Genomic DNA, 21,158 nt, shown 5'->3' with positions numbered 1-21,158 from the left:
GAGTGACGAAGGTCTCACCGTGGCGGGCCGGGGCCGAGGGGCGTTTCGGCGTACCGGCGCCGTGCGGACGGGACGGCAAAACGGGACGGCCCCGCCATACCTGTCACTTGCCGCATACCGTTCCGCCCGTTCCGCCCCCTGAACGGACCGTTCGCGGTCGATTAAAGTGCTGAGCTGTCGTGCGTGCGGTCGGTGCCGTGGGAGGTCTGGGTGGGTACGACAGCCGGTGTGGTCTGGGGCCGTGCCGAACAACAGGACTTCCGCAGCCGGGTGCGCGGCACCCTCCTGGGGTCGGCCCTCGGTGACGCGCTGGGCAGTCCGGCCGACGGGCTCACGCTGGAGGAGATCCGCTCCTCGCACGGCGCGGAGGGATTGGCCGACCTGGCCGTCTCCGACGCCGGACGCGGCGCGATCACCCACCACACCCAGCTGACGCTGTTCACGGTGGACGGGCTGATACGCGCCCAGGTCCGCCGGGACACCGGCGCCTGGCATCCGCCGACCGATCTGCACCGGGCGTATCTGCGCTGGGCGGTCACCCAGCGCGAGTGGGGCCCGGACGAGCGCCGCGAGGAGGACGGCTGGCTGGCCCGGGAGGAGTGGCTGTACGCCCGGCGGGATCCGTCGCGGGCGCTGCTGGCCGGCTTCGGGGACCAGCAGATGGGAACGCTGGACAAGCCCAAGAACCCGGGTGAGCAGGGCCCGGAGGCGGTGGTCAGGTCATCGCCCTTCGGGCTGCTGGTCGGCTGGGAACCGCAGCTCGTGGTCCAGTTGGCCGTGGAGTGCGCGGCGCAGACCCACGGCCACCCCACGGGGTATCTGGCGGCGGGCGCGTACGCGGTGATCGTGCACGGGCTGGCCCGCGGCGACGACCTGGACGGCGCCGTCCAGCGGGCCCTTTCCCTGCTCGCCGCGCGCCCCGGCCACGAGGCGGTCTCGGCCGCCCTGCAGCACGCCCTCGGCGCGGTGCGGCAGGGGATGCCCAGCCCGGCGCGGGTGGAGGAGCTGGCCGGGGACGGCCTGGCGGACGGGCTGCTGGCCGCCGCCGTGTACTGCGCGCTGGTGGGGGAGGACGTACGGCACGGGCTGTGCCTGGCGGTGAACCAGGCGGGCCCCTCCGGCGCGGCGGGCGCGCTCGCCGGCGGGCTGCTCGGCGCGCTGCACGGCGAGACGGCCCTCCCGCCGGCCTGGCTGGCCGAGCTGGAGGGCCGTCGGACGATCCTGGAACTGGCCGACGACTTCGCGATGGAGATGACCCAGGGGCCCGCACTGCACGGGCCCGCCGGGTCCTCGCCGGGCTGGCTGGCCCGGTACCCGAGGGGCTGAGGGTCAGTCCTCGACGGGTGTGCCCAGCACGTCGTCGCCCGCCTGTGCGGGAGTGGGCAGGGCGCCGGCGGTGCTGTCGTCGTCCGTGTTGATCCGCTCGATGATCGCGATCCGCTCCGGGGTGTCCTCCGGCCTCAGGTAGCCGATGAGGATGTACAGCACCAGGGAGACGGCCAGCGGGATGGAGACCTGGTACTGGAGCGGGACGCCGCCGTCGACGCTCCAGTTGATCGGGTAGTTGACCAGCCAGAAGGCGAGCAGCCCGGCCGCCCAGCTGACGAGTGCGGCCGTCGGGCCCGACCTGCGGAACGTGCGCAGCAGACCCAGCATCATCGGGATGGCGATCGGCCCCATCAGACCGGCGACCCACTTGATGACGACGGTGATGATGTCCTTGAATGCCGGCGAGTTGACCTGGGTGGCCACCGCCATGGACAGCCCGAGGAAGACGACGGTCGTGATGCGTGCCGCGATCAGGCCCGAACGCTCGCCCCAGCCACGCGCCCGGGCGGACAGCACCGGTGCCACGTCCCGGGTGAACACGGCGGCGATGGCGTTCGCGTCGGAGGAGCACATGGCCATGGTGTGGGAGAAGAAGCCGACGATGACCAGACCCAGCAGGCCGTGCGGGAGGAGCTGTTCGGTCATCAGGGCGTAGGAGTCGGAGCCGTCCGGCTTCTGCGCGTGGACCAGCAGCGGCGACATCCACATCGGGAAGAACAGGACGGCCGGCCACACCAGCCACAGCACCGCGGACAGCCGCGCCGAACGCTCCGCCTCGCGCGCGTTGTTCGTCGCCATGTAGCGCTGGGCCTGGTTCAGCATGCCGCCGTTGTACTCGAACAGCTTGATGAACAGGAAGGCGAGCAGGAAGATTGTGCCGTACGGGCCGACCAGCGGTTTGCCGTGGCCGTGCAGCGCGGGCTCGTCCCAGGCACCGAGGAACCCGATGTTGCGGTCGCTCAGTTCGACCACGACCGCGACGAACATGGCGATGCCGGCCAGCAACTGGATGGCGAACTGGCCGAGTTCGGTCAGCGCGTCCGCCCACAGGCCGCCGATGGTGCAGTAGACCGCCGTGATGACGCCGGTGATGAGGATGCCCTGGTTCAGCGAGACGCCGGTGAAGACGGACAGCAGGGTGGCGATGGCGGCCCACTTGGCGCCCACGTCCACGATCTTCAGCAGCATCCCGGACCAGGCGAGCGCCTGTTGGGTGGGGAGGTTGTAGCGGTTCTTCAGGTACTCCAGCGGGGAGGCCACGTGCAGCCGTGAGCGGAGCCGGTTGATCCGCGGCGCGAACAGCTTCGAACCGATCGCGATGCCAAGGGCGATGGGGAAGGACCAGGTCACGAAGGAGGTGACGCCGTAGGTGTAGGCGATGCCCGCGTACCCGGTGAACATCACGGCGCTGTAGCCCGACATGTGGTGCGAGATGCCGGAGAGCCACCAGGGCATCTTGCCGCCGGCCGTGAAGAAGTCGCTCACATTGTCCACGCGTTTGTGCGACCACACGCCGATCGCGACCATCACGCCGAAGTAGGCGATGAGCACGGCCCAGTCGAGACCGTTCATGTGCCCCCCTTCCAGGGTCCGCCTTGTGAACCCCGCTCAGCTGGCTGGCACTTCGCATGAGCGGAGTGGGGACTGGGAAGGCCGCGAAGTGCCCGCTCATCGTGGGTGTGCTGAGGAGGGCACGACAAGTCGACGGAAGGTCAAGGGCAGGTAAAGATGTTCGGCTTACTGACCTTGATTCACGTACCTGAACATGAGGTGAAGTCGGACAATGAGGCTCAGCGCATCAGCTCCCCGGCGTTGACCAGCAGCGACTGCCCCGTGATCGCCCGAGCCCGGTCCGAGGCCAGGAACACCGCCGCGTCGGCCACGTCTCCGTCCGTCGCCAGCTCCGGCAACGCCATCCGCTCCGTCAGCCGGCCGAGCACCTCCGCCTCCGGCACCCCCTCCGTCTGCGCGGTGAACTGCACGTACGCCTGCACCGGCGGCCCCCACATCCAGCCCGGCAGCACCGTGTTCACCCGGATCCGGTGCGGCCCGAGTTCCCGCGCCAGCGAGTACATCGCGCTGGTCAGCGCCCCTTTCGAGGCGGCGTACGCGGCCTGCTTCACCTGCGAGGGCGCCGCCACCGCCGACTGCGTCCCGATGAACACCACCGCACCGCCGGACACCTTCAGGGCCGGCAGGCAGGCCCGGGTCATGCGCAGCGTGCCCAGCAGGTTCACGTCCAGCACCGACTGCCAGGTCGCGAAGTCCGCGTCCTGAACCCCGCCGAAGTACGAGTCCCACGCGGCCACCTGCACCAAGGCGTCGATCCGCCCGAACCGCTCCCGCGCCAGCCCGGCCAGCGCCTCGCACTGCCGCTCGTCGCCGATGTCGGTCGCCCGGTACGCCGTGTGCCCGCCCGCCGGGTCGATCTCCGCCGCGCTCTTGGCGAGATTCGCCTCGGTGCGCGCCCCGAGTACCGCGTTGCCCCCGTCCCGTACGACGGCCGCCGCGACCTGGTGTCCCAGTCCGGCTCCCACCCCCGACACCACGACGGTCTTGCCCGCGAGCAGCGACATGACGACCCTCCTCCCTCTCCCGGCCCGCCCCGGCCCGGACGAACCTGACGGTGCGTCAGAATATGGGCGGGGGTGGGAGTACGGAAGAGGGGGTGCTGGAAAGGACGGCGCCGGGACCGGCGGTGCAAGAAAGGGAGGAGGCCCGGACCTCGGTCACATGGGGAAGGAGAGCAGGCGCACCGCGCCGGTCGGCCAGACCGCTCCGTCGTGCAGCGGCGTGACCATGGTCCGCAGCGGCATCACCACCGGACCCTCCTGCTGTTCGACCCGGACGTCCTGGTCCAACGCCCGCCAGCCGAGCCGCCCGTAGAAGGGGACCAGGGGGTCCCGGCAGAAAAGCAGCGCATGCCCGGGCCCCAGCGTCCGCGCCTGGTCCAGGGCCGCCGCGACGACCTCGCGCGCCAGTCCGCGCCCCCGCACCTCCGGGGCGACGGCCACTCCGCCGACGCCCACGACCTCGCCGCGCGCACCGCCGACCGACACGGGCAGCCGGACCAGCCCGGCATGCGCTACGAGACGGCCGCCCAGCCTGATACCGAAATGGTCCTCCTTGGGCAGCCACGTGAGGCCCACGTGCGCGACCCCGAAAGGATCTTCGCCGTCGCCGAGGATCTCCTGCTGCTCGGTACGGGTGTATCGGGTGAGCCGCACCGCAGGCGACGGCGCGGGCGACAGGTGATCGGCCATGCCCCCATGATGCCCACCGTTGCCGCCGGTGCACCCGGGGTGTCCGCGCGGTTCACGGCGGAGGACGCCGCCCGCCACCGCTCACCGCAGTTCGTCGACGTACCGGTCCGTCCCCGGGACCGTCGGGAGGAACGGTGCGACGAACTCCACGCGGCCCAGCCCGCCGGCGGCGACCGCCGTGTCCAGGTCCGTGAAGTGCTCCTGCCACACCTCGCGGGGATCGCACTGGAGGAACCACAGCAGGGTGAGGCGGGTCCCGACGCCCTCGACCTGTTTGACGTAGGTCATCCGGTCCAGCGGCAGCGGCGTCGGCGTGAAGACGGTCACCATGGCCGCGGGCGAGCCGGCCAGCCGTTTCGGCAGGTGGTCGTCGCGCAGCCAGGCGAGCAGGTCCGCCCGGCCGTCCGGCGAGCCGGCCTCGACGACCTGGACGACGAGCCCGGCGTAGGGGTGGTCGAGGGCGTGCACGTCCCGCGGTCCCCGGCCGCCGTCGCGGTAGACGGTCGTCGCGTGGTCCTGGAAGGCGGTGAAGACGTGGGTACGGTCCTGGAAGACGCGATGGTCCCGGTTGAGGCGTTTGTTGATGCCGACGGTCCACCGCATGTGGTCGGCGTAGCGGCCCGCGGTGATCCAGTAGGTGGAGAGGTAGCACCCCGCCGTGACGGGCTGCGCGACGGCCGACTCCTGCGGGTAGCGCAGCAACTGCAACTCGCGGGTGGCCACCCACCGGCGCCCGGCGTACATCCAGGGCATCGCCATGGCGCCCGCGATGTAGTGGTCGTCCTCGTACCACCGGTTGTACCCGTGCTCGTGGCCGGGGTGCGGCTCGACCATGGTGATCAGCGCGTGCCCGAGATCGGCCCCGTAGGGGCCGACGGCGGCCAGTTCCGCATACAGGTGACTGCGGGTTCCGTCAGCTTGCACCGCGTCGTCAGTCATACCTCAGGTCTAGCTGACGGACCATCAGATTGGGAAGGGTGCGGTGCCGCCGAGGTGCCCGGGCCGCCGTCACTTCTTCAGCTCGTCCGGGCAGGGCGTGCCCCGCGGCAGCTGGTACGGCGAGGCCAGCCGGTACGTCCCCGCCCGCGGCGCCAGCAGCGCGGTCCACTTGTCGCCCTGGGCGTCCTCGGTCGTCTCCAGCAGACAGCCGTTGACGTTGTCGTACGTCTTCGGCAGATCCTTGGCGCGGTGCTTGGACGCCTCCGTCTCCTGCGGCGGCTTCAGGCTCTTGCCGTCGGCGTCCACGATGCTCAGCCACGGCGAGTACGGGATGCGGATGAGTATCCTGCCCGCCCGGCGGACCTCGATGGTCATCTCGCCCTGCTCCGCGCGCTGCACGACCGCGTCGGGCTCGGCGAGCGGCGCCGGGTCCGTCACCCGGAACAGCTGCCAGGTGGCGTCGCCCCAGATCTGCGTCAGATACGGCATCCCGCGCTGGACCAGCTCCCGTTCCCGCTCGCCGCCGGCGCCGTCCGGCTCGCCCTTGGGCAGCACGACGAAGTGCACGGCCCAGCGCTGCAGCCACTCGTGGTAGTTCGCCGAGTTGAGCGTGTCGTCGTAGAAGAGGGGATTGCGCTCCATGTCGGCCTGCCGGTTCAGCCGCGGGCCAGGTTCACGTACGGCGCCAGCGCGGACGCCTCCCGGTGGGAGCGGGCCGGGACCACCTCCACCCGGCCCTTCTCGGCGCCGACCTGCTGCAACTGGTGGACCAGCGGTGCCAGCTCACGCGCCCACGACGCCGCCGGAGTGGTGTGCACGATGTCGTCGACCGACTTGAAGCCGACCCACCCGACGAACCCCAGGAACGACAGGACGATCACGTACCACTTGCGGGACCGCGGCACCGCGAAGGGCAGCGCCGCGACCAGGACCACCCCCGCGAACAGCATCGCCAGCCGCGTGATGTTCGACCCGATCTGCGAACTGACCAGCCAGACCAGCACGACGGCCAGGCTGTACACCGCGGCCGTCAGCCGCACCGTCTGCCACGACCTGGGCACCACGAACACACAGAGCAGCCCGTACAGCAGCGGCAGGATCACCGTGCCGAAACCCATCGGCTGGGTGCCCGAGAACGGGAACAGCCAGGCCGAGACGGCGACCACCGCGGCGGGGGCGAGCCCCAGCGCCCAGGCGCCGGGCCGCCGCTTCTGGAGGAACAGCGCCACCGCGACCAGCCCCACGAACAGGCCCGCGACCGGCGACGCCATGGTGGCGAGCGCCGCGAGCGGCGCCGCGGCCAGGGCCTTCGCCCACCGTTTGTGACGCCAGCGGTAGGGCCAGCAGTGGACGGCCGCGACCGCGCCCAGCGCGAACATCGTGCCCAGACCGAAGGTCACCCGGCCCGACACCGCATTGCAGATCAGCGCGAACACCCCGGCCAGTCCCGCCCACAGCGGATTGCGCACCGACCGGCTGCGGATGAGGACCATGGTCAGCAGGCCCGCCGACACGGTCCCCGCGATCATCATCGTCGTACGGACGCCGAGGACCGACATCAGGTAGGGCGACACCACGCTGTACGACACCGGGTGCATGCCGCCGTACCAGGCGAGGTTGTACGCCGAGTCGGGGTGCCGGCCGACGAACTCGGCCCACGCGTCCTGGGCCGCGAGGTCGCCGCCGCTGTTGGCGAAGGAGAAGAACCAGATGACGTGCAGCACACCGGCGAGTGCGGTGACGGACAGCACGGGATGCCGGAGCAGGCGCTGCCGCAGGGGTTCGGCGAGGGCGGCCGGCCGGGCCCGGCGGGACGCGCGGCCGTCCGCGGGGGCGGGGCCGTCGGCTATGCGGACGGAGTCGGCCGCTGCGGGGGCGGAGTCGGCGACTGGGGGAGTGGAGTCGGCGGCTGCGGGGCTGGAGCTGTCGGGTATGCGGCGGGAGCCGTCGGCCGTGGGGCCGGAGCTGTCGTCCGCGGGAGAGGGGATGTCGTCCGTCGGAGCCGAGCCCAGCGGAGGAGGGGCGTCCGGGTCAGTCGCGGGCGGGCGTATTCGCGGGCCGGATCCCAGGCCCGGTTCGGCGTCGTCGGCGTGTGTCGGCTCCGCAGTGGCCACCTGAAGGCACTCCCCGTGTCCCGTCTTCCGTTCTCGGCCGGGTTCCCCAGTGTTTCCGGCTGCTTGGCGGCCAGTTCGCGGCCGTGTCCCTTGACCGGCGGCCTGCCCCGATTCGTGACGCTAGCACGCACCCCGCCGCGGGGCTCCCGGGTGGGGGCCCCGGCGACGGGGTGCGGGGGGCAGAGCGGAGGCGGGCACGGGCCGCGTGCGCCGACGGAACGGCGCCGCGAATCAGGTGATACGGGTGAGTTTGTCCGTGAAGCCGGGTTCCGCCAGATCCTGCTGCAACGCGACCGGAACCTTCACCGCGCCGCTCGTACCGTCGCCCACCGTGAGGGTGCCGACCGTCGTGCCGGCCTTCGCGGTGTGCGGCACGTTGTCGGCGGCGAAGGAGAGCCGGACCTGCAGACCGGCCCAGCCGACCGCCGGGACGTCCTTGGTGATCACGACCGGGGTACGGCCGCCGAGCCCGTCGTCGACGTACCCGACGACATCGCCCTTCTTCAGGATCGTCGCCGCCTGGAGCGCGTCCTGCGCGGCCCGGATCAGCTTGTCGGCCGCGTCGAGGGCGCCGCTGAGGATCGTGTTGTCCGCACCGCCGGGACCCTGGCCGAGCACGGCACCGACGATGGTCTTGGTCTCGTCGCCGACCTCCTTGACCGCGGCGAAGACCAGGTTGCCGCCGGCCGCGGTGGTGGTGCCGGTCTTGATGCCGATGACGCCGTTGGAGCCGACCAGACGGTTCCAGTTGCTGTGCGTGGTGCCCTTGTAGTCGGTGTACTCCATCATCTGGGCGACTTCCCGGAAGGCGGGGTCCTGCATCGCGGCCTTCGCCAGCTTCACCTGGTCCACGGCCGTGCTGACCGTCGTCTTCTCCAGGCCCGACGGGTCCGTGTACGTCGTCCGGGTCATGCCCAGGTCCTTCGCGGCGGCGTTCATCTTCGCCACGAACGCCTTCTCCGAACCCGCGTCCCACCGGGCGAGCAGTCGCGCCACGTTGTTCGCGGAAGCGATCAGCACGCCCTCAAGGGCCTCCCGTTCGGTGATGCTGTCGCCCGCGCGGACCTCCACCGTCGACTCGCCGTCAGCGGTCGCCTGGTCCTCGGCCCTTTTGTCGACGTTGATCTTCGGTCCCTCGCCGCTGCCCTTGAGCGGGTGGTCGCGCAATATCAGGTACGCGGTCATGACCTTGGCCACACTGGCGATCGGCACGGACCGCTGAGTGCCGGACGAGCCGAACGAGCCGATGCCCTGCACATCGAGCGCACCTTCCCCGGCGGACGGCCACGGCAGCGACGCCTTGCCGCCGTCGAAGGTGTACGTCTGCTGCGCGGTGAGGTCGAGCCGGGGGGAGGGCAGCGGGCGAAAAGCCTGTACGACGGCAAAGACGACCACGAGCAGCAGGACCAGCGGGGTCCAGATCTTGACCCGGCGGATGAGCGTGCGGACCGGGGTCTGCGGAGGCGGCGGCGTGTTCGTCAACTCGGCCAGCAGGTCCAGCGGGGGCTTGGGCGGGAGCGGCTGCTGCGCGGTGCGCTCGGGGCCGAGCCGGGGGGCCTGGGCGGTGGCTTCGGCGGGGGCCGGCCTGGGCTTGCGGGCGGCCGGGTCGTCGAGGGGCTTGAGCGCGACGAACGTGCTGGTGCGCTCGGACTCGGGCTCCGGTGCGGCGGGCTTCCCGGTGCCGCCGACCTTGAGCGTGGTCGTCGGCTGATCGACCTGCGGCTTCTCGGGCGCCCGTACGGCCTTGAAAACGGCGGTCGGCGAATCCTGCACGGGCGCGGCAGCCTTGCCGTCGTCCTCGGCGGACTTGCCGTCGTCGCCGGTGGTGTCGCCGCTGCCCTCGGGGGCTTTGTCGCCGTCTCCGGCGGTCTTGCCGCTGTCCTTGGCGGGTTTGTCGCCGCCTTCGGTGGTCTTGCCGTCATCCTCGGCGGTCCTGCCGCCGTCGGGACTCTTTCCGCCGTCCTTGGGGGCCTTGTCGCCGTCCTCGGGGTCATCGGCGCCTGCCCGGGCGGCCGTTGAGCCGTTGCCGGCGTCCTCGTCGGCGCTGCCCTCGGCGGGCCCGGCATCGTCCTCGCGGTCGCCGTCCGGACCGGCGTCCGCCTGACCCGTGTTCGGGCCCGCATCCGCCTCCGGACCCGCGTCTTCCATCGGACTTGCGTCCGGTTCCACGTCCGCTTCCGCTTCCGGGGCCCCGGTCTCGTCCTCGGAGGCCGTGGGCGCCTGAGGGGCGTTGGCCGGCCGGGAGGGGGCCGGGATGTCGACGGAGCCCTCCGCTTCCGGCTCAGAGGCCCCGGGACGCGACTCGGCGGCGTCTTCCGCGGGCTCCGCGTCGGCGGAGTCCCCGGGGCGCACCCAGGCCGCCACAGCCGCCCGCAGGCCGGTCTCACCCGTTCCGTCGGTCTCGGAGCCGCCGTCGGCCGCCCCCGACCTGTTCTCGCCGCTGTTCTCGCCGCTGTGCGTGTCGCCGTGCGCGGCGTCGTGCTCGTCGCCGTTCCCGTCGTCGGCCGGAGTCTCCCGTTCGGCCGGAGCCTCCCGTACCGACAGCACCTTGGTCACCGTGTCCACGCCCCCGCGCGACTCCGACTCGCGGGCCACCGCGAACCGGGGATCACGTGGCTCGGGAACCGCACCCCCGCTCCCCGACGTCTGCTCTGCCGACGACTCGCGCTGCTTCGACCTGTCGGGGGACTCGCCCGCCACCGATGCCTCCTTCATGTGCCGCACGTCCTCCGTGCGTGTGCCGAACCGACCGCTGTTGACCGCAAATCCCGCTCGGACCACGCCTCCCTGCCGCTGTCCGAACCATGTACCAGTGTCCTGTGTGTGAACCAAACCAAAGCGGTAGACGAGAACGACATACCTACCGGTTCCCTTACGAACCGGTCACGCACTCTCGACAGACCAATGTGAGAGGGGTCACCCTGTCATTCATCCACGCGGGGAGGCATGGATGGGCAGGAGCCGCAGAACTATTCCGGAGGAGCTTCTGCTGCTGGCACTGGACCCGACCACGGGTACCACTGCACAGCCGCAGTCGCTCGATCTCGGTCTGGCCGGAGCACAGCTAGTGGAGCTGGCGCTGGCCGGACGGATAGCCCCAGACGGGGATCGTATCGCCGTGGTGGTACCACGGCCGACAGGAGATCCGACTCTGGACAGTGCGTTGGAGTTGCTGCGCAGGCGCGGCGCTCCGGTACGCGCCGTCCACTGGATCGGCGGGCCACGACTGGGGCTCCGCCAGACCTACCTGTCACATCTGGAGCGGTGCGGCATGGTGCATGCCGTACCGGGTCAGATGTGCGGGGTGCTGCCGACGACTCGCTACCAGGCGACGGACACCGCCATCAGCCGGGAGATCCGTTCCCGGCTGGATTGCGCGATCCGCACCGGCGTACCGCCGGACCCGCGGACCGCGGCGCTCGCCGCCCTGGCGCACGCGGTCGGCCTCGGCAAGCACCTGTATCCGGGCAACGAGGGACGCTCGTCCCGTTCCCGGCTGCGGGATCTGATCAGGCACGACCCGATGGGCGGCCTCGTGGCGCACGCCGTGATGGACGTCCAGAACGGTGTGGCCGTCCAGCCGCGCCGCGGTACCGCGCCTGCCGGCCGCCCGGCAGGACCAGGTGCCCGGCCGGGGGCGGAACCCGCGCGCGGGGTTCCGATGCAGCCGCACCACGGTTCGATGGCGCGTGCCGCGGTCCATTGAGCCGCAGTTCCACGGCACCGCGCGACGCCCGGCCGTGCGGCGCGTCAGCGCCAAGCATCAGCGTCAACATATGCCGCACCGTCAGTCCCCGGACCCGGTTCGGGAGCCGCTGGTCGGGGCGGGGTGGTGAGACACTGTCTGTCTCGCCGCCCCGCTCGACCGTCTGTCGTGCGCCGTTGAACTGATGCGTACGCGCCGTATATCCACGGTTTCCCAGCGGTAGCAAGCACCTTGGTGGCAGTCTGCTCAACAGCAGATACGCAAAGTGCCAGGTACAGGCAGTCAGCCGGAGGTGCACGACCCGTGGCGTCCCATGTCAATCCCACCGTCAGACGACGCCGGTTGGGCCAGGAGCTGCGCAGGCTCCGCGAGCTCAAGGGCATGACGGCGGAGGAGGTGGCGGAGCGACTGCTGGTGTCGCAGTCGAAGATCAGCCGGCTGGAGAACGGGCGGCGCAGCATCAGCCAGCGTGACGTGCGCGACCTGTGCGGGGTGTACGAGGTCGAGGACCAGCGGATCGTCGACTCGCTGATGGAGATGGCCCGGGACTCGCGGCAGCAGGGCTGGTGGCATGCGTTCGGGGACATCCCGTACAGCGTGTACATCGGCCTGGAGACCGACGCCGAGTCGCTGCGCGTGTACGAACCCCAGCTCGTCACCGGGCTGCTGCAGACCCGGGCGTACGCGGAGGCCCTGGTGCAGGGGGCGCTGCCGGAGACGTCGACCGAGGACATCGAGAAGCGGGTCCAGGTGCGGATGCGGCGACAGGAACGTATCAGCGCCGAGCACAACCCGCTGCGCCTGTGGGTGGTGCTGGACGAGGCGGCGCTGCTCCGCCGGGTGGGCACCGACCGCGTGATGCACGAGCAGCTTGAGTATCTGATCGAGATGTCCCAGCTGCCCCACGTCACCGTGCAGGTGCTGCCGTTCGAGGTCGGGGCGCATCCCGGGCTCAACGGGCAGTACGCGATCCTGGAGTTCGCGGACGCGGCCGACTCCAGCGTGGTGTACCTGGAGGGCGTCACCAGCGACCTGTACCTGGAGAAGGCTCACGACGTCCAGCGGTACGCGGTGATGTACGAACATCTGCGGGCACAGTCCCTGAATGTGGAACAGTCCCGGCAGTTCATCTGGAATGCGGCGAAGAGGTACGCCAGTTGAGTGGTGTGCCGGGCAGGGCGCGGCATCGTACACGGGGCTGCCGAATAACCGGAAGCGACTCCTCGAATAAGCCATCCGGTCGGGTGAACGGCGCCTCCGGACGCGGAAGTTGACGAGTAGCGTCGATCACGCCAGTCGGGAAGACCGGGTTGGCGTGAATCACACCAGAGCAACTCGCAACAGGAGTGAACATGGCACTGCTTCAGGGCGCCACGGCGACGTGGACGAAGTCCTCCTACTCCGCTGGGAACGGCGCGTGCGTCGAGGTCAAGTCGCCCGCGACCGCAGGACTCGTCGTACGCGACTCCAAGGTTTCCGAGGGGCCCGTCCTGGCCTTCCCCGCCGACGCGTGGAACGCCTTCGTGGCAACGGTCAAGGCGTAGGGAGCCTTCCTGACCTTGCCGGATTCCGACGACAACTGCACAAGCCATAACTGCACAAGCTCGACCCAGAGCCCTCTCGACCAGATCGCCGTCCTTGCCGAGGGGGCTCGCCCCTTTTCCGCTCCCCGTGGCGGTCCCGTTTCCTGCTGCTCTCCGGCTCCCCGGCTCCCCGCCGTTCTCCGGCTCCCCGCGGCTCTCCCGCTTCCCGCTGCCGTTCCGCTTCCCGCCGTACGGTGCCGGCCGCCGCTCTCCGTCGTACGGCGCCGGCCGCCGCCCCTCGGCCTTCGCCCAGTGGGCGGCGGGCCGGTCCGCTCCGCCCTGCCCGAGGGGCGGGGTCAGCAGCCGTTCAGCCGAGTTGGCCCTCGATGGCCGCGACGACCTCCGCCGACTCCGGCTCGGTCTGCGGCGCGAACCGGGCGACGACCGTGCCGTCCCGGCCGAGCAGGAACTTCTCGAAGTTCCAGCGGATGTCCCCGCTGTGCCCCTCGGCGTCGGCGAACCCGGTCAGCCGCTCGTACAGCACGTGCCGTCCCGCCCCGTTCACCTCGACCTTCTCAGTCATCGGGAAGGTCACCCCGTACGTCGCGGAACAGAACTCGGTGATCTCCTCCGCGGTGCCGGGCTCCTGCCCGAGGAACTGGTTGCAGGGCACGCCGAGCACGGTGAAGCCCTGGGCGGCGTACCGCTCCTGGAGCCGCTCAAGACCCGCGTACTGCGGCGTCAGACCGCACTTGGAGGCCACGTTCACGATGAGCACGGCCCTGCCCGCGTACTGCGGCAGATCCGCGGTGCCGCCCTGGAGGGCGCCGATCTCGACATTCAGCACGGAATTGTTCTGATCTGTGGTCGTCATGACCGGATGCTAGCTCCGGTGGGCGCCGGGACGGTGGCCGAGGGTCCGGGGGCGCCGGCCTCGATGAGGACCTGGCCCGCCGCGGCCCGTGAGTACAGCACCGACCGCCCGGCCCGCCGCCGGGTCACCAGACCCGCGTCCAGCAGCACCTTCAGATGCCGCCCGACCGACCCGAGCGCCTGCCCGGTCACCGCCGTCAGCTGGGTCGTGCTCATCGGGGAGCCGAGCAGCACCAGGACCTCGGCCCGGGCCGCGCCGAGCAGGGCGCCCAGGCTCGCGGGCACGGACCGGTCCCCGGCGTCGGCCAGCGCGCCCGCGCACGGGTAGATCACGGCGTACCGGTCCCCGTCCGCCCAGGACACCCACCCCGTCTGCACGGTCACCGGCACGAACACCAGCTCCGCGCCGGAGATCTCCCGGGGCGGGAACTCGTGCAGGTTCACCTGGAGCCGGTTCTCGCCGAGCCAGCGGGTGCGCCCCGGCACGAGCGTGTCCAGCGCCGCCGCCCAGCCGCCCCGGCTGACCTGCGCGGTCCGCGCGGCCACGTCCGCCTCCAGGATGCGCCTGCGCCGGGCCCAGTACGGCCGTACGGTCTGGTCCCAGACGTACTCCAGCAGGGTGGCCGCCCGGTCGGGCAGGTCGTCGCGGTGCAGCTCGGCGGGGACCGGGCCGCCGAGGGACACCCGCAGCTGCGCGCGCGCCGCCTCCGGGCGGGCCGCCCGCACCCGGGCCACGGCCTCCTCGAAGGTCTCGCCGTCGCGCGGCGGGGGCGTGAGGAAGTCCGCGATCCATCCCTCCGGTTCCCGGCCGGCCCACGATCCGCCGCCCGCGCCGCGCGGGCGCCGCGCGGTCGTCCGCGGCAGACCCGCCTTCACCAGCAGCGCGGTGACCGGGTCGGCCGCCAGCCGGGCCCGGTACGCGGGCCGATGCGTGCGCAGCCACTCCGTCTCACCGGGATGCGCCCCCACGCCCACGTGCAGCAGCTTCAGGGCGGCGAAGGTCTCGTCGAGCGGGGAGAGCAGGAACCGGCTGCGGGCGAGCGTGTCGGCGTTCACCTGCCACCAGCCCACGGCTGCCTCCTCCCGTACGACGTTTCGCGCTCCAGCGAAACAATAACGGCCGGCGCCACCCGCCCCCAAGACTCCGTCCATGCCCAGCACCGAACCTCCCGCCCGCGCAACACACCCCACCGGGGACCCGGTATCTGCCACGGACCCGGTCTCCGCCTCGGATTCGATCTCCGTCACGGACCCGATGTCCGCCGCCGACCCGGTATCCGGCGGCGCGGCTTCCGTCCGCCCGGGATTTCGGACCCTCTTCCGTACCCCGGAGTTCGCCCCCCTCTTCTTCTCCACCGCCGCGCACACCGCCGCGCAGACCGTCAGCGGTCTCGCCCTCGGCACGCTCGTGTACCGGGCGACGGACTCGCCGCTGCTGTCCGCGCTGAGCATGTTCGGTCCGTCGCTCGCCCAGGTGCTGGGCGCGACCCTCTTCCTGTCGGGTTCCGACCGGCTGCGCCCACGGGCCGCCCTGGTGGGCATCTCCCTCGCCTTCGCGGCCGGTACGGCGGCCCTCGCGCTGCCCGGCCTGCCGATCGCCGGGGTCTTCGGCGTCGTCCTCGTCCTCGGCCTGGTCGCGTCCCTCGGCGGCGGGGTCCGCTGGGGCCTGCTGAACGAGATCCTCAGCAAGGACGGCTATCTGCTGGGGCGGTCGGTGTTCAACATGATGAGCGGGATCATGCAGATCACCGGGTACGCGGTCGGCGGGCTCCTGGTCGCCGTCCTCTCCCCGCGCGCCTCGCTGCTGCTGTCCACCGTGCTGTACCTGGCCGGGGCCCTCGTGCTGCGGTTCGGTCTGAGCGTGCGCCCGCCCCGGGCGACCGGCCGCCCCTCGGTCGCGGCCACCTGGCGCACCAACGCGGTCCTGTGGTCGACCCGCCCGCGCCGCCTGACCTATCTGGGCCTGTGGGTGCCCAACGGTCTGGTCGTCGGCTGCGAATCCCTCTACGTGTCGTACGCCCCGAGCGCCGCGGGCACCCTGTTCGCCTGCGGGGCGCTGGGCATGCTCGTCGGCGACCTGACCGTCGGCAGGCTGCTGCCCCAGGGGGTGCGGGCCCGGCTGGCGACTCCGCTGCTCGTGCTGCTCGCGGTGCCGTACACGGTGTTCGCCCTGCATCCGGCTCTCCCGCTCGCCGCGGTCTGCGTCGCCGTGGCCTCCGTGGGCTTCGGCGCGAGCCTGGTGCAGCAGGAGCAACTGATGGCGCTGACTCCGGACGAACTCAGCGGTCACGCCCTCGGGCTGCACTCGGCGGGCATGCTGACCATGCAGGGCGTGGGCGCCGCGCTGGCCGGCTCGGCGGCCCAACTCACCTCGCCCGGCACGGCGATGACGGTGCTGGCGGCGGCATCTCTCGCGGTCACGCTGGCGCTGGCGGCGGCGGGCCGCGGCGGCGGGAAGCGTGCCGGCAGGGTGCCTCGTAACCCGGTCGGTTGACCCGCGTTGTGGTCCGTGGTCCGTGGTCCGTGGTCCGGTGGCGGCTGTGCTGTCGGATGTCGCGCATGGCAGTCCCGTGGCCGGACCGCTGCCGGGTGACGCACGGGTCCGCGGGCCGTGTTCTTCTCGCCTCCGACCCCGCCCCCGATTGAACCCAGATCTGCTTCTCGCACGTTGTCGACCAGAAGGCCGAGCACAGAGGCGGCTGCGCACCGCCGCAGGTCACAGAAAGAGAGGCAAGAACAGTGCCCCCCAAGAGTTTTTACACCGAAGAACAACGGAACAAGATGCGCGAACTCAAAGATTTGCAATCAGCCAACAAAGACAGGAGTGCGGGCAAGTACACATGGGATGGCCAAACCACGCAAATGGAATCTGATGCGAAAAGCTGGCGTGACCATTTCAAGAGCACCGCAGAGTCGCTCGACCGGAGCTTGGCGGAGGTGCACCCTTCGAATCAGAAGGGGCGATCCGCTGAGTTGCAGATGCAGTTCCAGCAGTGGTTCGCGGACGTCCAGGCAAGTCATATTAATGCCACGGACCAATGGCTGGAAGCCGGGTTGGCGTACGAGCGGAGGAGGAAGGCGATCCTGAACCAGGATGCGGGGGCGCACTATGCCGCGGCGGGCCCCTCCAACAATGCTCGGCGAGTAACGGGGCACTCGCAGACGCCTCCGGCCGACCACACTCATCGGCACAGGGCCAGTCGGGGTCCTGCGCGCTGACAGCCGCATCATGTCGGCGATCTGCCCGTCAGAAGGCGGTGGTTTCGCCGGCACGCCGCTCGGCGCGGTGGTCTTGCCGGCTGCCGCGCTGAGCTGATCCATTCAGGCTCGATCGGGCTCCGGGGCCGTCGCGGCCGGTAGGTCCGTACCCGCGGCGTGCTCCCCTTCGGCGACGGCGACCACGTCATCCGCGCACCCGCCCGCCGCTGAAACCCGAACACACAGAAAAGGCACACCAGTTCAGCCTTTTCGGGGAACCGGACGGCTCGCTCGCATACGCCTCCGGCCCGGGGACATCCATCCCTCGGGCCGGGCGACGTCCGGCCGTACGGAGCGGGGTGCCGGCGGCGTCCGCGCCCGCTCCGCGACGCGGCGTAACGAGAGGTCACGAAGTCATGCGCGCAGAGGCCACCCAGCGGGTCGCACTCGTCTTCTCCCTGCTGGACGCGAACGGCAACGGAGTTCTGGATGCCGAGGACTTCACGCTCATGGGCGACCGGGTGGTCGCCGTGGCATCCCGGTCCGACGACGCGGCCAAGGACGCCATGCGGGCCGCCTTCGAGCGCTACTGGACCACGCTGCTGACCGAGCTGGACGCCAACGGCGACGGCGTGATCAGCTTCGAGGAGTACACCGCCTGCGTGCTCTCGCCGGAGCGCTTCGACGCCACGATCACCGCGTTCGCCGAGGCCCTGGCCACCCTCGGCGACCCGGACGGCGACGGACTCATCGAACGCCCGGACTTCATGGCCCTGATGACGGCGATCGGCTTCGAACCCGGCAACATCGACGCCCTCTTCGACGCCTTCGGCCCCACGGCCGAGGACCGCATCCCGGTGCCGACCTGGGTGGAGGGGATCCGGGACTACTACGCACCGGACAAGGCGGGCATCCCCGGGGACCACCTGGTCACCGGGACCGGGTCCGGCTCGGCGGCCTGAGCCGGCTGCCGGGAGCGTCATGAACAGCGCGGAACACGTCGTCGGGCTGGCCGTCGGCCGGGGTACGGGTGCGGAGATCGCGGCGGTCTTCGAACGGGTCCTGCACCGGCTCGCCCGCTCGTACGGCAGCCACATAACCGTGGTGCGCTCGGCGCGCACCTACCACTCGTACCTCTCCCTGCGGCCGTGCGCCGCCCAGGGGGAGAGCCGCGGCACCGAGGAGGTACGCCGGCTGACCCTGCGGGACGCCGACCACTACGAACGGTTCGTCCGCGAACGGGGCGCGGCGGGCACCCCGGTGATCTTCCGTACGGCGATCAACGCCCAGACCCTGTACCTGGTGCGGCAGCGGCTGCGGGCCGTGAAGGTGGACGCGCTGAACGCCGGGGGAGCCCGGCTGCTGCTGGTCCGGGACCAGGCGCAGGGCTTCTACACCGGTGACAACGAGCACCGGCCCGGACACGTCCGGCGGGTCACGGAGTTCAGCCGGGAGATCACCGAGCAGGTCCTGGAGTACGCGCTTGCCCGGGCCCGGCGGGAGTGGCCGGGCGAGGGGCCGGACCGGATCGTCATGGCGTACAAGTTCCATCTGCTGGACGGCGCGCTGGACGACTGGGCGGGCGAGTTCGCCGAGCGGCACGGCATCGACGTACGGGTCTTCCAGCCGGACACGGTCAACCGGAACCTGATCGCGCACGGTCCGGCCGACCGTACGGTCCTGGTGGCGGGCAACGAGTGGGCGGACATCATGCACGTCGTCCTGCTCGACCGGTTCGGCGCCGGGCGCCAGGAGGACCACTGCACCCGCAATGTGCATCTGCACCCGGAGGTGCACGGACTGGTCGAGTACCAGACGGTGCACGGTTCGGCCGACGACCTGGAAGGGCCCGACCTGGTCAACCCGGTGGCCACCGTACGGGCCGCCGCGGCGATCGCCGAGCGGTACGCGGACTGCCCCGGCGCGGTGGCCGCGACGGAACGGGCCCTGGTCCGCGTCCGGCAGGCAGGCATCCGGACCCCGGACCTCGGCGGCCACCACACGACGACGGAGGTGGTGACCGAGCTGCTCGACGCCCTGGAGCCCGGCGCGGAAGCGCGGGCTTCCGCGTCCACCGCACCATCGGCGGCCGGCTCATGACATCCCCGTCTCCGCCCTCTTCTCCTTCGTCTTCTTCTTCTGCTCCTTCGCCTTCTCCGTCCTCGTCCCCGCCTTCGTTCCCGGTTACGGCTTCGGCCGGCCGCAGGGGTACGGTCCTGGTCGTCGTCGACCTCCAGAACGACTTCTGCTCCGGCCCGCTCGCCGCCTCCCGGTACCCCGGCGACCCGGCGGCGCTGGGCACCGTCGTGGCCAACACCGCACGCGCGGTGACGGCGGCCCGGTCCCACGGCACCGAGGTGGTGTACGTCCGTTTCATCGGGGACCCGGTCCATCAGGGGCCCGCCTGGCGGCACCGGGAAGCCCGGCGGGACAGGCCGCCCAAATGCCTGGAGGGCACCTGGGGCGCCGACTTCTCCGCCCCGCTCGAACCGGCACCCGGCGAGCGGGTGTTCACCAAGCGGGCGTGCTTCGACGCCTTCCTCTCCGACGGCTTCGAGCGGCACCTCGTCGACCGCGGCGCCGGGCACCTGGTCCTCGCCGGCCTCTTCACCGACGTCTGCGTGGACAGCACCGCCCGCACCGCGTTCCAGAAGGGCTTCCACATCACGGTCCTCGGCGACTGCACCACCGCACTGCACACCCCAGATGAGCAGATCCTGCGGTTCATGCGCCGTCTCTACGGCGCCCGCGTCACCCCGTACGACCGCACCGCCGTATGGACCCGACACCCCGAAGAGGAGGAGGCGGAGCCATGGCCGCTACCGTCCCGGACACGACAGACATCGACGGAGGCGTCGGGCTGACCGCGCTCATGGTGGCCGCGGCACGGGCCATCGAGACCGGCAGACCGGACGCGCTGGCCCGGGACGAGTACGCCGGGCACTTCGTGCGCGCCGCCCCCGCCTGCGCGGGCTGGCCGATACGCCCGGAGGAGGTGCCCGAGGGGGAGGCCGACCCGCTGTGGGGCAGACTCGGCCGCTACTTCGGGCTGCGCACCCGGGTGTTCGACGACCACCTGCTGGAGTCCGCCGAGGCGGGCATCCGCCAGGTGGTCCTGCTCGGCGCCGGACTGGACACCCGTGCCTTCCGGCTGCCCTGGCCGCACGACAGCGCCGTCTTCGAGATCGACCAGGAACCGGTACTCGCCTTCAAGCAGCGCACGTTGGACATTCTGGGGGCCACGCCCCGCGTCCGCCGCGTGCCGATCGCCGCTGACCTGTGCCTGGACACCTGGCAGGACGCCCTGACCGCGGCGGGTTTCGACCCCGCCCGCCCGACCGCCTGGCTGGCGGAGGGCCTGTTCCTCTATCTCCCGTCGGCCGCGGAACGCCGCGTCATTGCCGCCGTCACCGCCCACAGCGCCGCCGGGAGCACCTTCGCGTACGAGGTGAAACGGATCGCCGAGACGGCGGCGGTCCGCAACTCCCCGGTCTACACCGCGGCCCGCGAGCGCATCGGAATCGATCTCCTGGCCCTGTTCGACCCGGACCCGAGGCCGGATTCGGCTGCCGATCTCACCCACCACGGCTGGCAGACGCAGACCTGTACGCCCTTCGACCACAGCCACCGCCTGGGCCGCGGCCCCCGTCCGGAACCCCACGACGCCCTGGCCGCCAACCGCTGGACCTTCGCCGTACACCGCCCGTAGCCGGGCAGGGCCACATCCGGCGCGTGATGCCGAACCGGGTCCGGCATCACGGGCCGGTCGGCCGGCCGGCTGTCGGGCCGCCCGGGTGACCGACATCGTTTCCCCCACCCCGCCCATGCAAAATCCGTTGCGGGATCCGGGTCCCTGAGCTGACAGGTCCCGGCACGTTTGCCCAAGCCAGGCCCGTTGCAAGCCGCTTCTGTGGACACCTTGCCAATTCTTGACCCTCCTTGACGATCCGTTCCGCGAACGTTCAATCAGCTGTCCATGCCAAACGTTGTGTGACCCACCTAAGGTTCCTGAGGCTTTCGAAGGAAGGGCCGTCAGGAAGGGACTCATGGACACATCCCCGGCAGTCCGGGCGCGCGGCATCGAGAAACGTTTCGGCGAGGTCGTCGCGCTCGATGGTGTGGACCTGGATGTGGCGCAGGGTCAGATCCATGGTCTGGTCGGGCCGAACGGTGCGGGCAAGACGACGCTGCTCGGTCTGCTGCTGGGTCTGTC

The 21,158-nt window shown here is 71.2% G+C and carries 18 protein-coding genes and 1 pseudogene; 11 read left to right on the top strand and 8 right to left on the bottom strand.

What is annotated here, in order from left to right:
* The first annotated feature begins 210 nt into the window (after positions 1-210).
* Positions 211-1,326, top strand: a complete 1,116-nt coding sequence (locus ACFYPJ_RS16755) for an ADP-ribosylglycohydrolase family protein (RefSeq protein ID WP_389016852.1) — start codon at positions 211-213, stop codon at positions 1,324-1,326.
* A 3-nt stretch (positions 1,327-1,329) separates the two neighbouring features.
* Here the strand turns inward: ACFYPJ_RS16755 and ACFYPJ_RS16750 are convergent, their stop codons facing one another.
* The 6 genes and pseudogenes from ACFYPJ_RS16750 to ACFYPJ_RS16725 all read right to left on the bottom strand — a co-directional run bounded on the left by ACFYPJ_RS16750 (position 1,330) and on the right by ACFYPJ_RS16725 (position 10,360).
* The gene (locus ACFYPJ_RS16750; protein ID WP_389016849.1) at positions 1,330-2,901 is read right to left on the bottom strand and encodes a sodium:solute symporter family protein; all 1,572 of its coding nucleotides are present in this window, start codon (positions 2,899-2,901) and stop codon (positions 1,330-1,332) included.
* 218 nt (positions 2,902-3,119) lie between these two features.
* The gene (locus ACFYPJ_RS16745) at positions 3,120-3,905 is read right to left on the bottom strand and encodes an SDR family oxidoreductase (RefSeq protein WP_389016846.1); all 786 of its coding nucleotides are present in this window, start codon (positions 3,903-3,905) and stop codon (positions 3,120-3,122) included.
* A 153-nt stretch (positions 3,906-4,058) separates the two neighbouring features.
* The gene (locus ACFYPJ_RS16740) at positions 4,059-4,592 is read right to left on the bottom strand and encodes a GNAT family N-acetyltransferase (RefSeq protein ID WP_389016843.1); all 534 of its coding nucleotides are present in this window, start codon (positions 4,590-4,592) and stop codon (positions 4,059-4,061) included.
* An 81-nt stretch (positions 4,593-4,673) separates the two neighbouring features.
* On the bottom strand, positions 4,674-5,531 hold the full coding sequence (locus ACFYPJ_RS16735; RefSeq protein WP_389016840.1) for a hypothetical protein: 858 nt from the start codon (positions 5,529-5,531) through the stop codon (positions 4,674-4,676).
* Between the two features lie 69 nt (positions 5,532-5,600).
* Positions 5,601-7,645, bottom strand: a pseudogene (locus ACFYPJ_RS16730) (MFS transporter).
* Positions 7,646-7,876: 231 nt separating this feature from the next.
* Complete coding sequence (locus tag ACFYPJ_RS16725) at positions 7,877-10,360, bottom strand: D-alanyl-D-alanine carboxypeptidase (protein ID WP_389016837.1); 2,484 nt, start codon at positions 10,358-10,360, stop codon at positions 7,877-7,879.
* A 235-nt stretch (positions 10,361-10,595) separates the two neighbouring features.
* Between ACFYPJ_RS16725 and ACFYPJ_RS16720 the strand changes: the two genes are divergently transcribed.
* From ACFYPJ_RS16720 to ACFYPJ_RS16710, 3 genes are all read left to right on the top strand, one after another.
* Complete coding sequence (locus ACFYPJ_RS16720; RefSeq protein ID WP_389016834.1) at positions 10,596-11,351, top strand: GPP34 family phosphoprotein; 756 nt, start codon at positions 10,596-10,598, stop codon at positions 11,349-11,351.
* 303 nt (positions 11,352-11,654) lie between these two features.
* Entirely contained in the window at positions 11,655-12,512 is an 858-nt protein-coding gene (locus tag ACFYPJ_RS16715; protein WP_389016831.1) for a helix-turn-helix domain-containing protein, read from the top strand.
* A 191-nt stretch (positions 12,513-12,703) separates the two neighbouring features.
* A complete protein-coding gene (locus ACFYPJ_RS16710) occupies positions 12,704-12,895 on the top strand; it encodes a DUF397 domain-containing protein (RefSeq protein ID WP_389016828.1) in 192 nt (63 codons plus the stop codon).
* Between the two features lie 346 nt (positions 12,896-13,241).
* Here the strand turns inward: ACFYPJ_RS16710 and ACFYPJ_RS16705 are convergent, their stop codons facing one another.
* Together ACFYPJ_RS16705 and ACFYPJ_RS16700 are read right to left on the bottom strand one after the other, a co-directional pair.
* Positions 13,242-13,748: a glutathione peroxidase gene (locus ACFYPJ_RS16705; protein ID WP_389016825.1), complete on the bottom strand. Its 507-nt coding sequence runs from the start codon at positions 13,746-13,748 to the stop codon at positions 13,242-13,244.
* A complete protein-coding gene (locus tag ACFYPJ_RS16700) occupies positions 13,745-14,818 on the bottom strand; it encodes an ArsR/SmtB family transcription factor (protein WP_389016822.1) in 1,074 nt (357 codons plus the stop codon). Before ACFYPJ_RS16700 ends, ACFYPJ_RS16705 begins: the two co-directional genes overlap by 4 nt.
* Before the next feature lie 184 nt (positions 14,819-15,002).
* Here ACFYPJ_RS16700 and ACFYPJ_RS16695 point away from each other — a divergent pair, with 184 nt between their 5' ends.
* From ACFYPJ_RS16695 to ACFYPJ_RS16665, 7 genes are all read left to right on the top strand, one after another.
* On the top strand, positions 15,003-16,241 hold the full coding sequence (locus tag ACFYPJ_RS16695; RefSeq protein WP_389017563.1) for an MFS transporter: 1,239 nt from the start codon (positions 15,003-15,005) through the stop codon (positions 16,239-16,241).
* 245 nt (positions 16,242-16,486) lie between these two features.
* A complete protein-coding gene (locus tag ACFYPJ_RS16690; RefSeq protein WP_389016819.1) occupies positions 16,487-16,966 on the top strand; it encodes a hypothetical protein in 480 nt (159 codons plus the stop codon).
* A 395-nt stretch (positions 16,967-17,361) separates the two neighbouring features.
* On the top strand, positions 17,362-17,907 hold the full coding sequence (locus ACFYPJ_RS16685) for an EF-hand domain-containing protein (protein WP_389016816.1): 546 nt from the start codon (positions 17,362-17,364) through the stop codon (positions 17,905-17,907).
* Between the two features lie 19 nt (positions 17,908-17,926).
* A complete protein-coding gene (locus ACFYPJ_RS16680) occupies positions 17,927-19,045 on the top strand; it encodes an isocitrate/isopropylmalate family dehydrogenase (RefSeq protein WP_389016813.1) in 1,119 nt (372 codons plus the stop codon).
* Entirely contained in the window at positions 19,042-19,809 is a 768-nt protein-coding gene (locus ACFYPJ_RS16675) for a cysteine hydrolase family protein (RefSeq protein ID WP_389016810.1), read from the top strand. Before ACFYPJ_RS16680 ends, ACFYPJ_RS16675 begins: the two co-directional genes overlap by 4 nt.
* Positions 19,758-20,654: an SAM-dependent methyltransferase gene (locus ACFYPJ_RS16670; RefSeq protein ID WP_389016807.1), complete on the top strand. Its 897-nt coding sequence runs from the start codon at positions 19,758-19,760 to the stop codon at positions 20,652-20,654. The genes ACFYPJ_RS16675 and ACFYPJ_RS16670 overlap by 52 nt, the downstream gene beginning before the upstream one ends.
* Before the next feature lie 337 nt (positions 20,655-20,991).
* The coding region (locus ACFYPJ_RS16665) for an ATP-binding cassette domain-containing protein (RefSeq protein ID WP_389017561.1) at positions 20,992-21,158 on the top strand (167 nt) is incomplete at its 3' end.

Source organism: Streptomyces sp. NPDC006012, assembly GCF_042871185.1.
Classification (GTDB): Bacteria; Actinomycetota; Actinomycetes; order Streptomycetales; family Streptomycetaceae; genus Streptomyces.
Note: the sequence above shows the minus strand (reverse complement) of the source record. Positions and strands in the feature narration are given on the sequence as shown.

Coding starts and splice junctions, on each gene's coding strand:
- ACFYPJ_RS16750 (WP_389016849.1), bottom strand. CDS start 2,901: ATGAACGGTCTCGACTGGGCCGTGCTCATCGCCTACTTCGGCGTGATG.
- ACFYPJ_RS16745 (WP_389016846.1), bottom strand. CDS start 3,905: ATGTCGCTGCTCGCGGGCAAGACCGTCGTGGTGTCGGGGGTGGGAGCC.
- ACFYPJ_RS16740 (WP_389016843.1), bottom strand. CDS start 4,592: ATGGCCGATCACCTGTCGCCCGCGCCGTCGCCTGCGGTGCGGCTCACC.
- ACFYPJ_RS16735 (WP_389016840.1), bottom strand. CDS start 5,531: ATGACTGACGACGCGGTGCAAGCTGACGGAACCCGCAGTCACCTGTAT.
- ACFYPJ_RS16725 (WP_389016837.1), bottom strand. CDS start 10,360: ATGAAGGAGGCATCGGTGGCGGGCGAGTCCCCCGACAGGTCGAAGCAG.
- ACFYPJ_RS16720 (WP_389016834.1), top strand. CDS start 10,596: ATGGGCAGGAGCCGCAGAACTATTCCGGAGGAGCTTCTGCTGCTGGCA.
- ACFYPJ_RS16710 (WP_389016828.1), top strand. CDS start 12,704: ATGGCACTGCTTCAGGGCGCCACGGCGACGTGGACGAAGTCCTCCTAC.
- ACFYPJ_RS16705 (WP_389016825.1), bottom strand. CDS start 13,748: ATGACGACCACAGATCAGAACAATTCCGTGCTGAATGTCGAGATCGGC.
- ACFYPJ_RS16695 (WP_389017563.1), top strand. CDS start 15,003: ATGTCCGCCGCCGACCCGGTATCCGGCGGCGCGGCTTCCGTCCGCCCG.
- ACFYPJ_RS16685 (WP_389016816.1), top strand. CDS start 17,362: ATGCGCGCAGAGGCCACCCAGCGGGTCGCACTCGTCTTCTCCCTGCTG.
- ACFYPJ_RS16680 (WP_389016813.1), top strand. CDS start 17,927: ATGAACAGCGCGGAACACGTCGTCGGGCTGGCCGTCGGCCGGGGTACG.
- ACFYPJ_RS16675 (WP_389016810.1), top strand. CDS start 19,042: ATGACATCCCCGTCTCCGCCCTCTTCTCCTTCGTCTTCTTCTTCTGCT.
- ACFYPJ_RS16670 (WP_389016807.1), top strand. CDS start 19,758: ATGGCCGCTACCGTCCCGGACACGACAGACATCGACGGAGGCGTCGGG.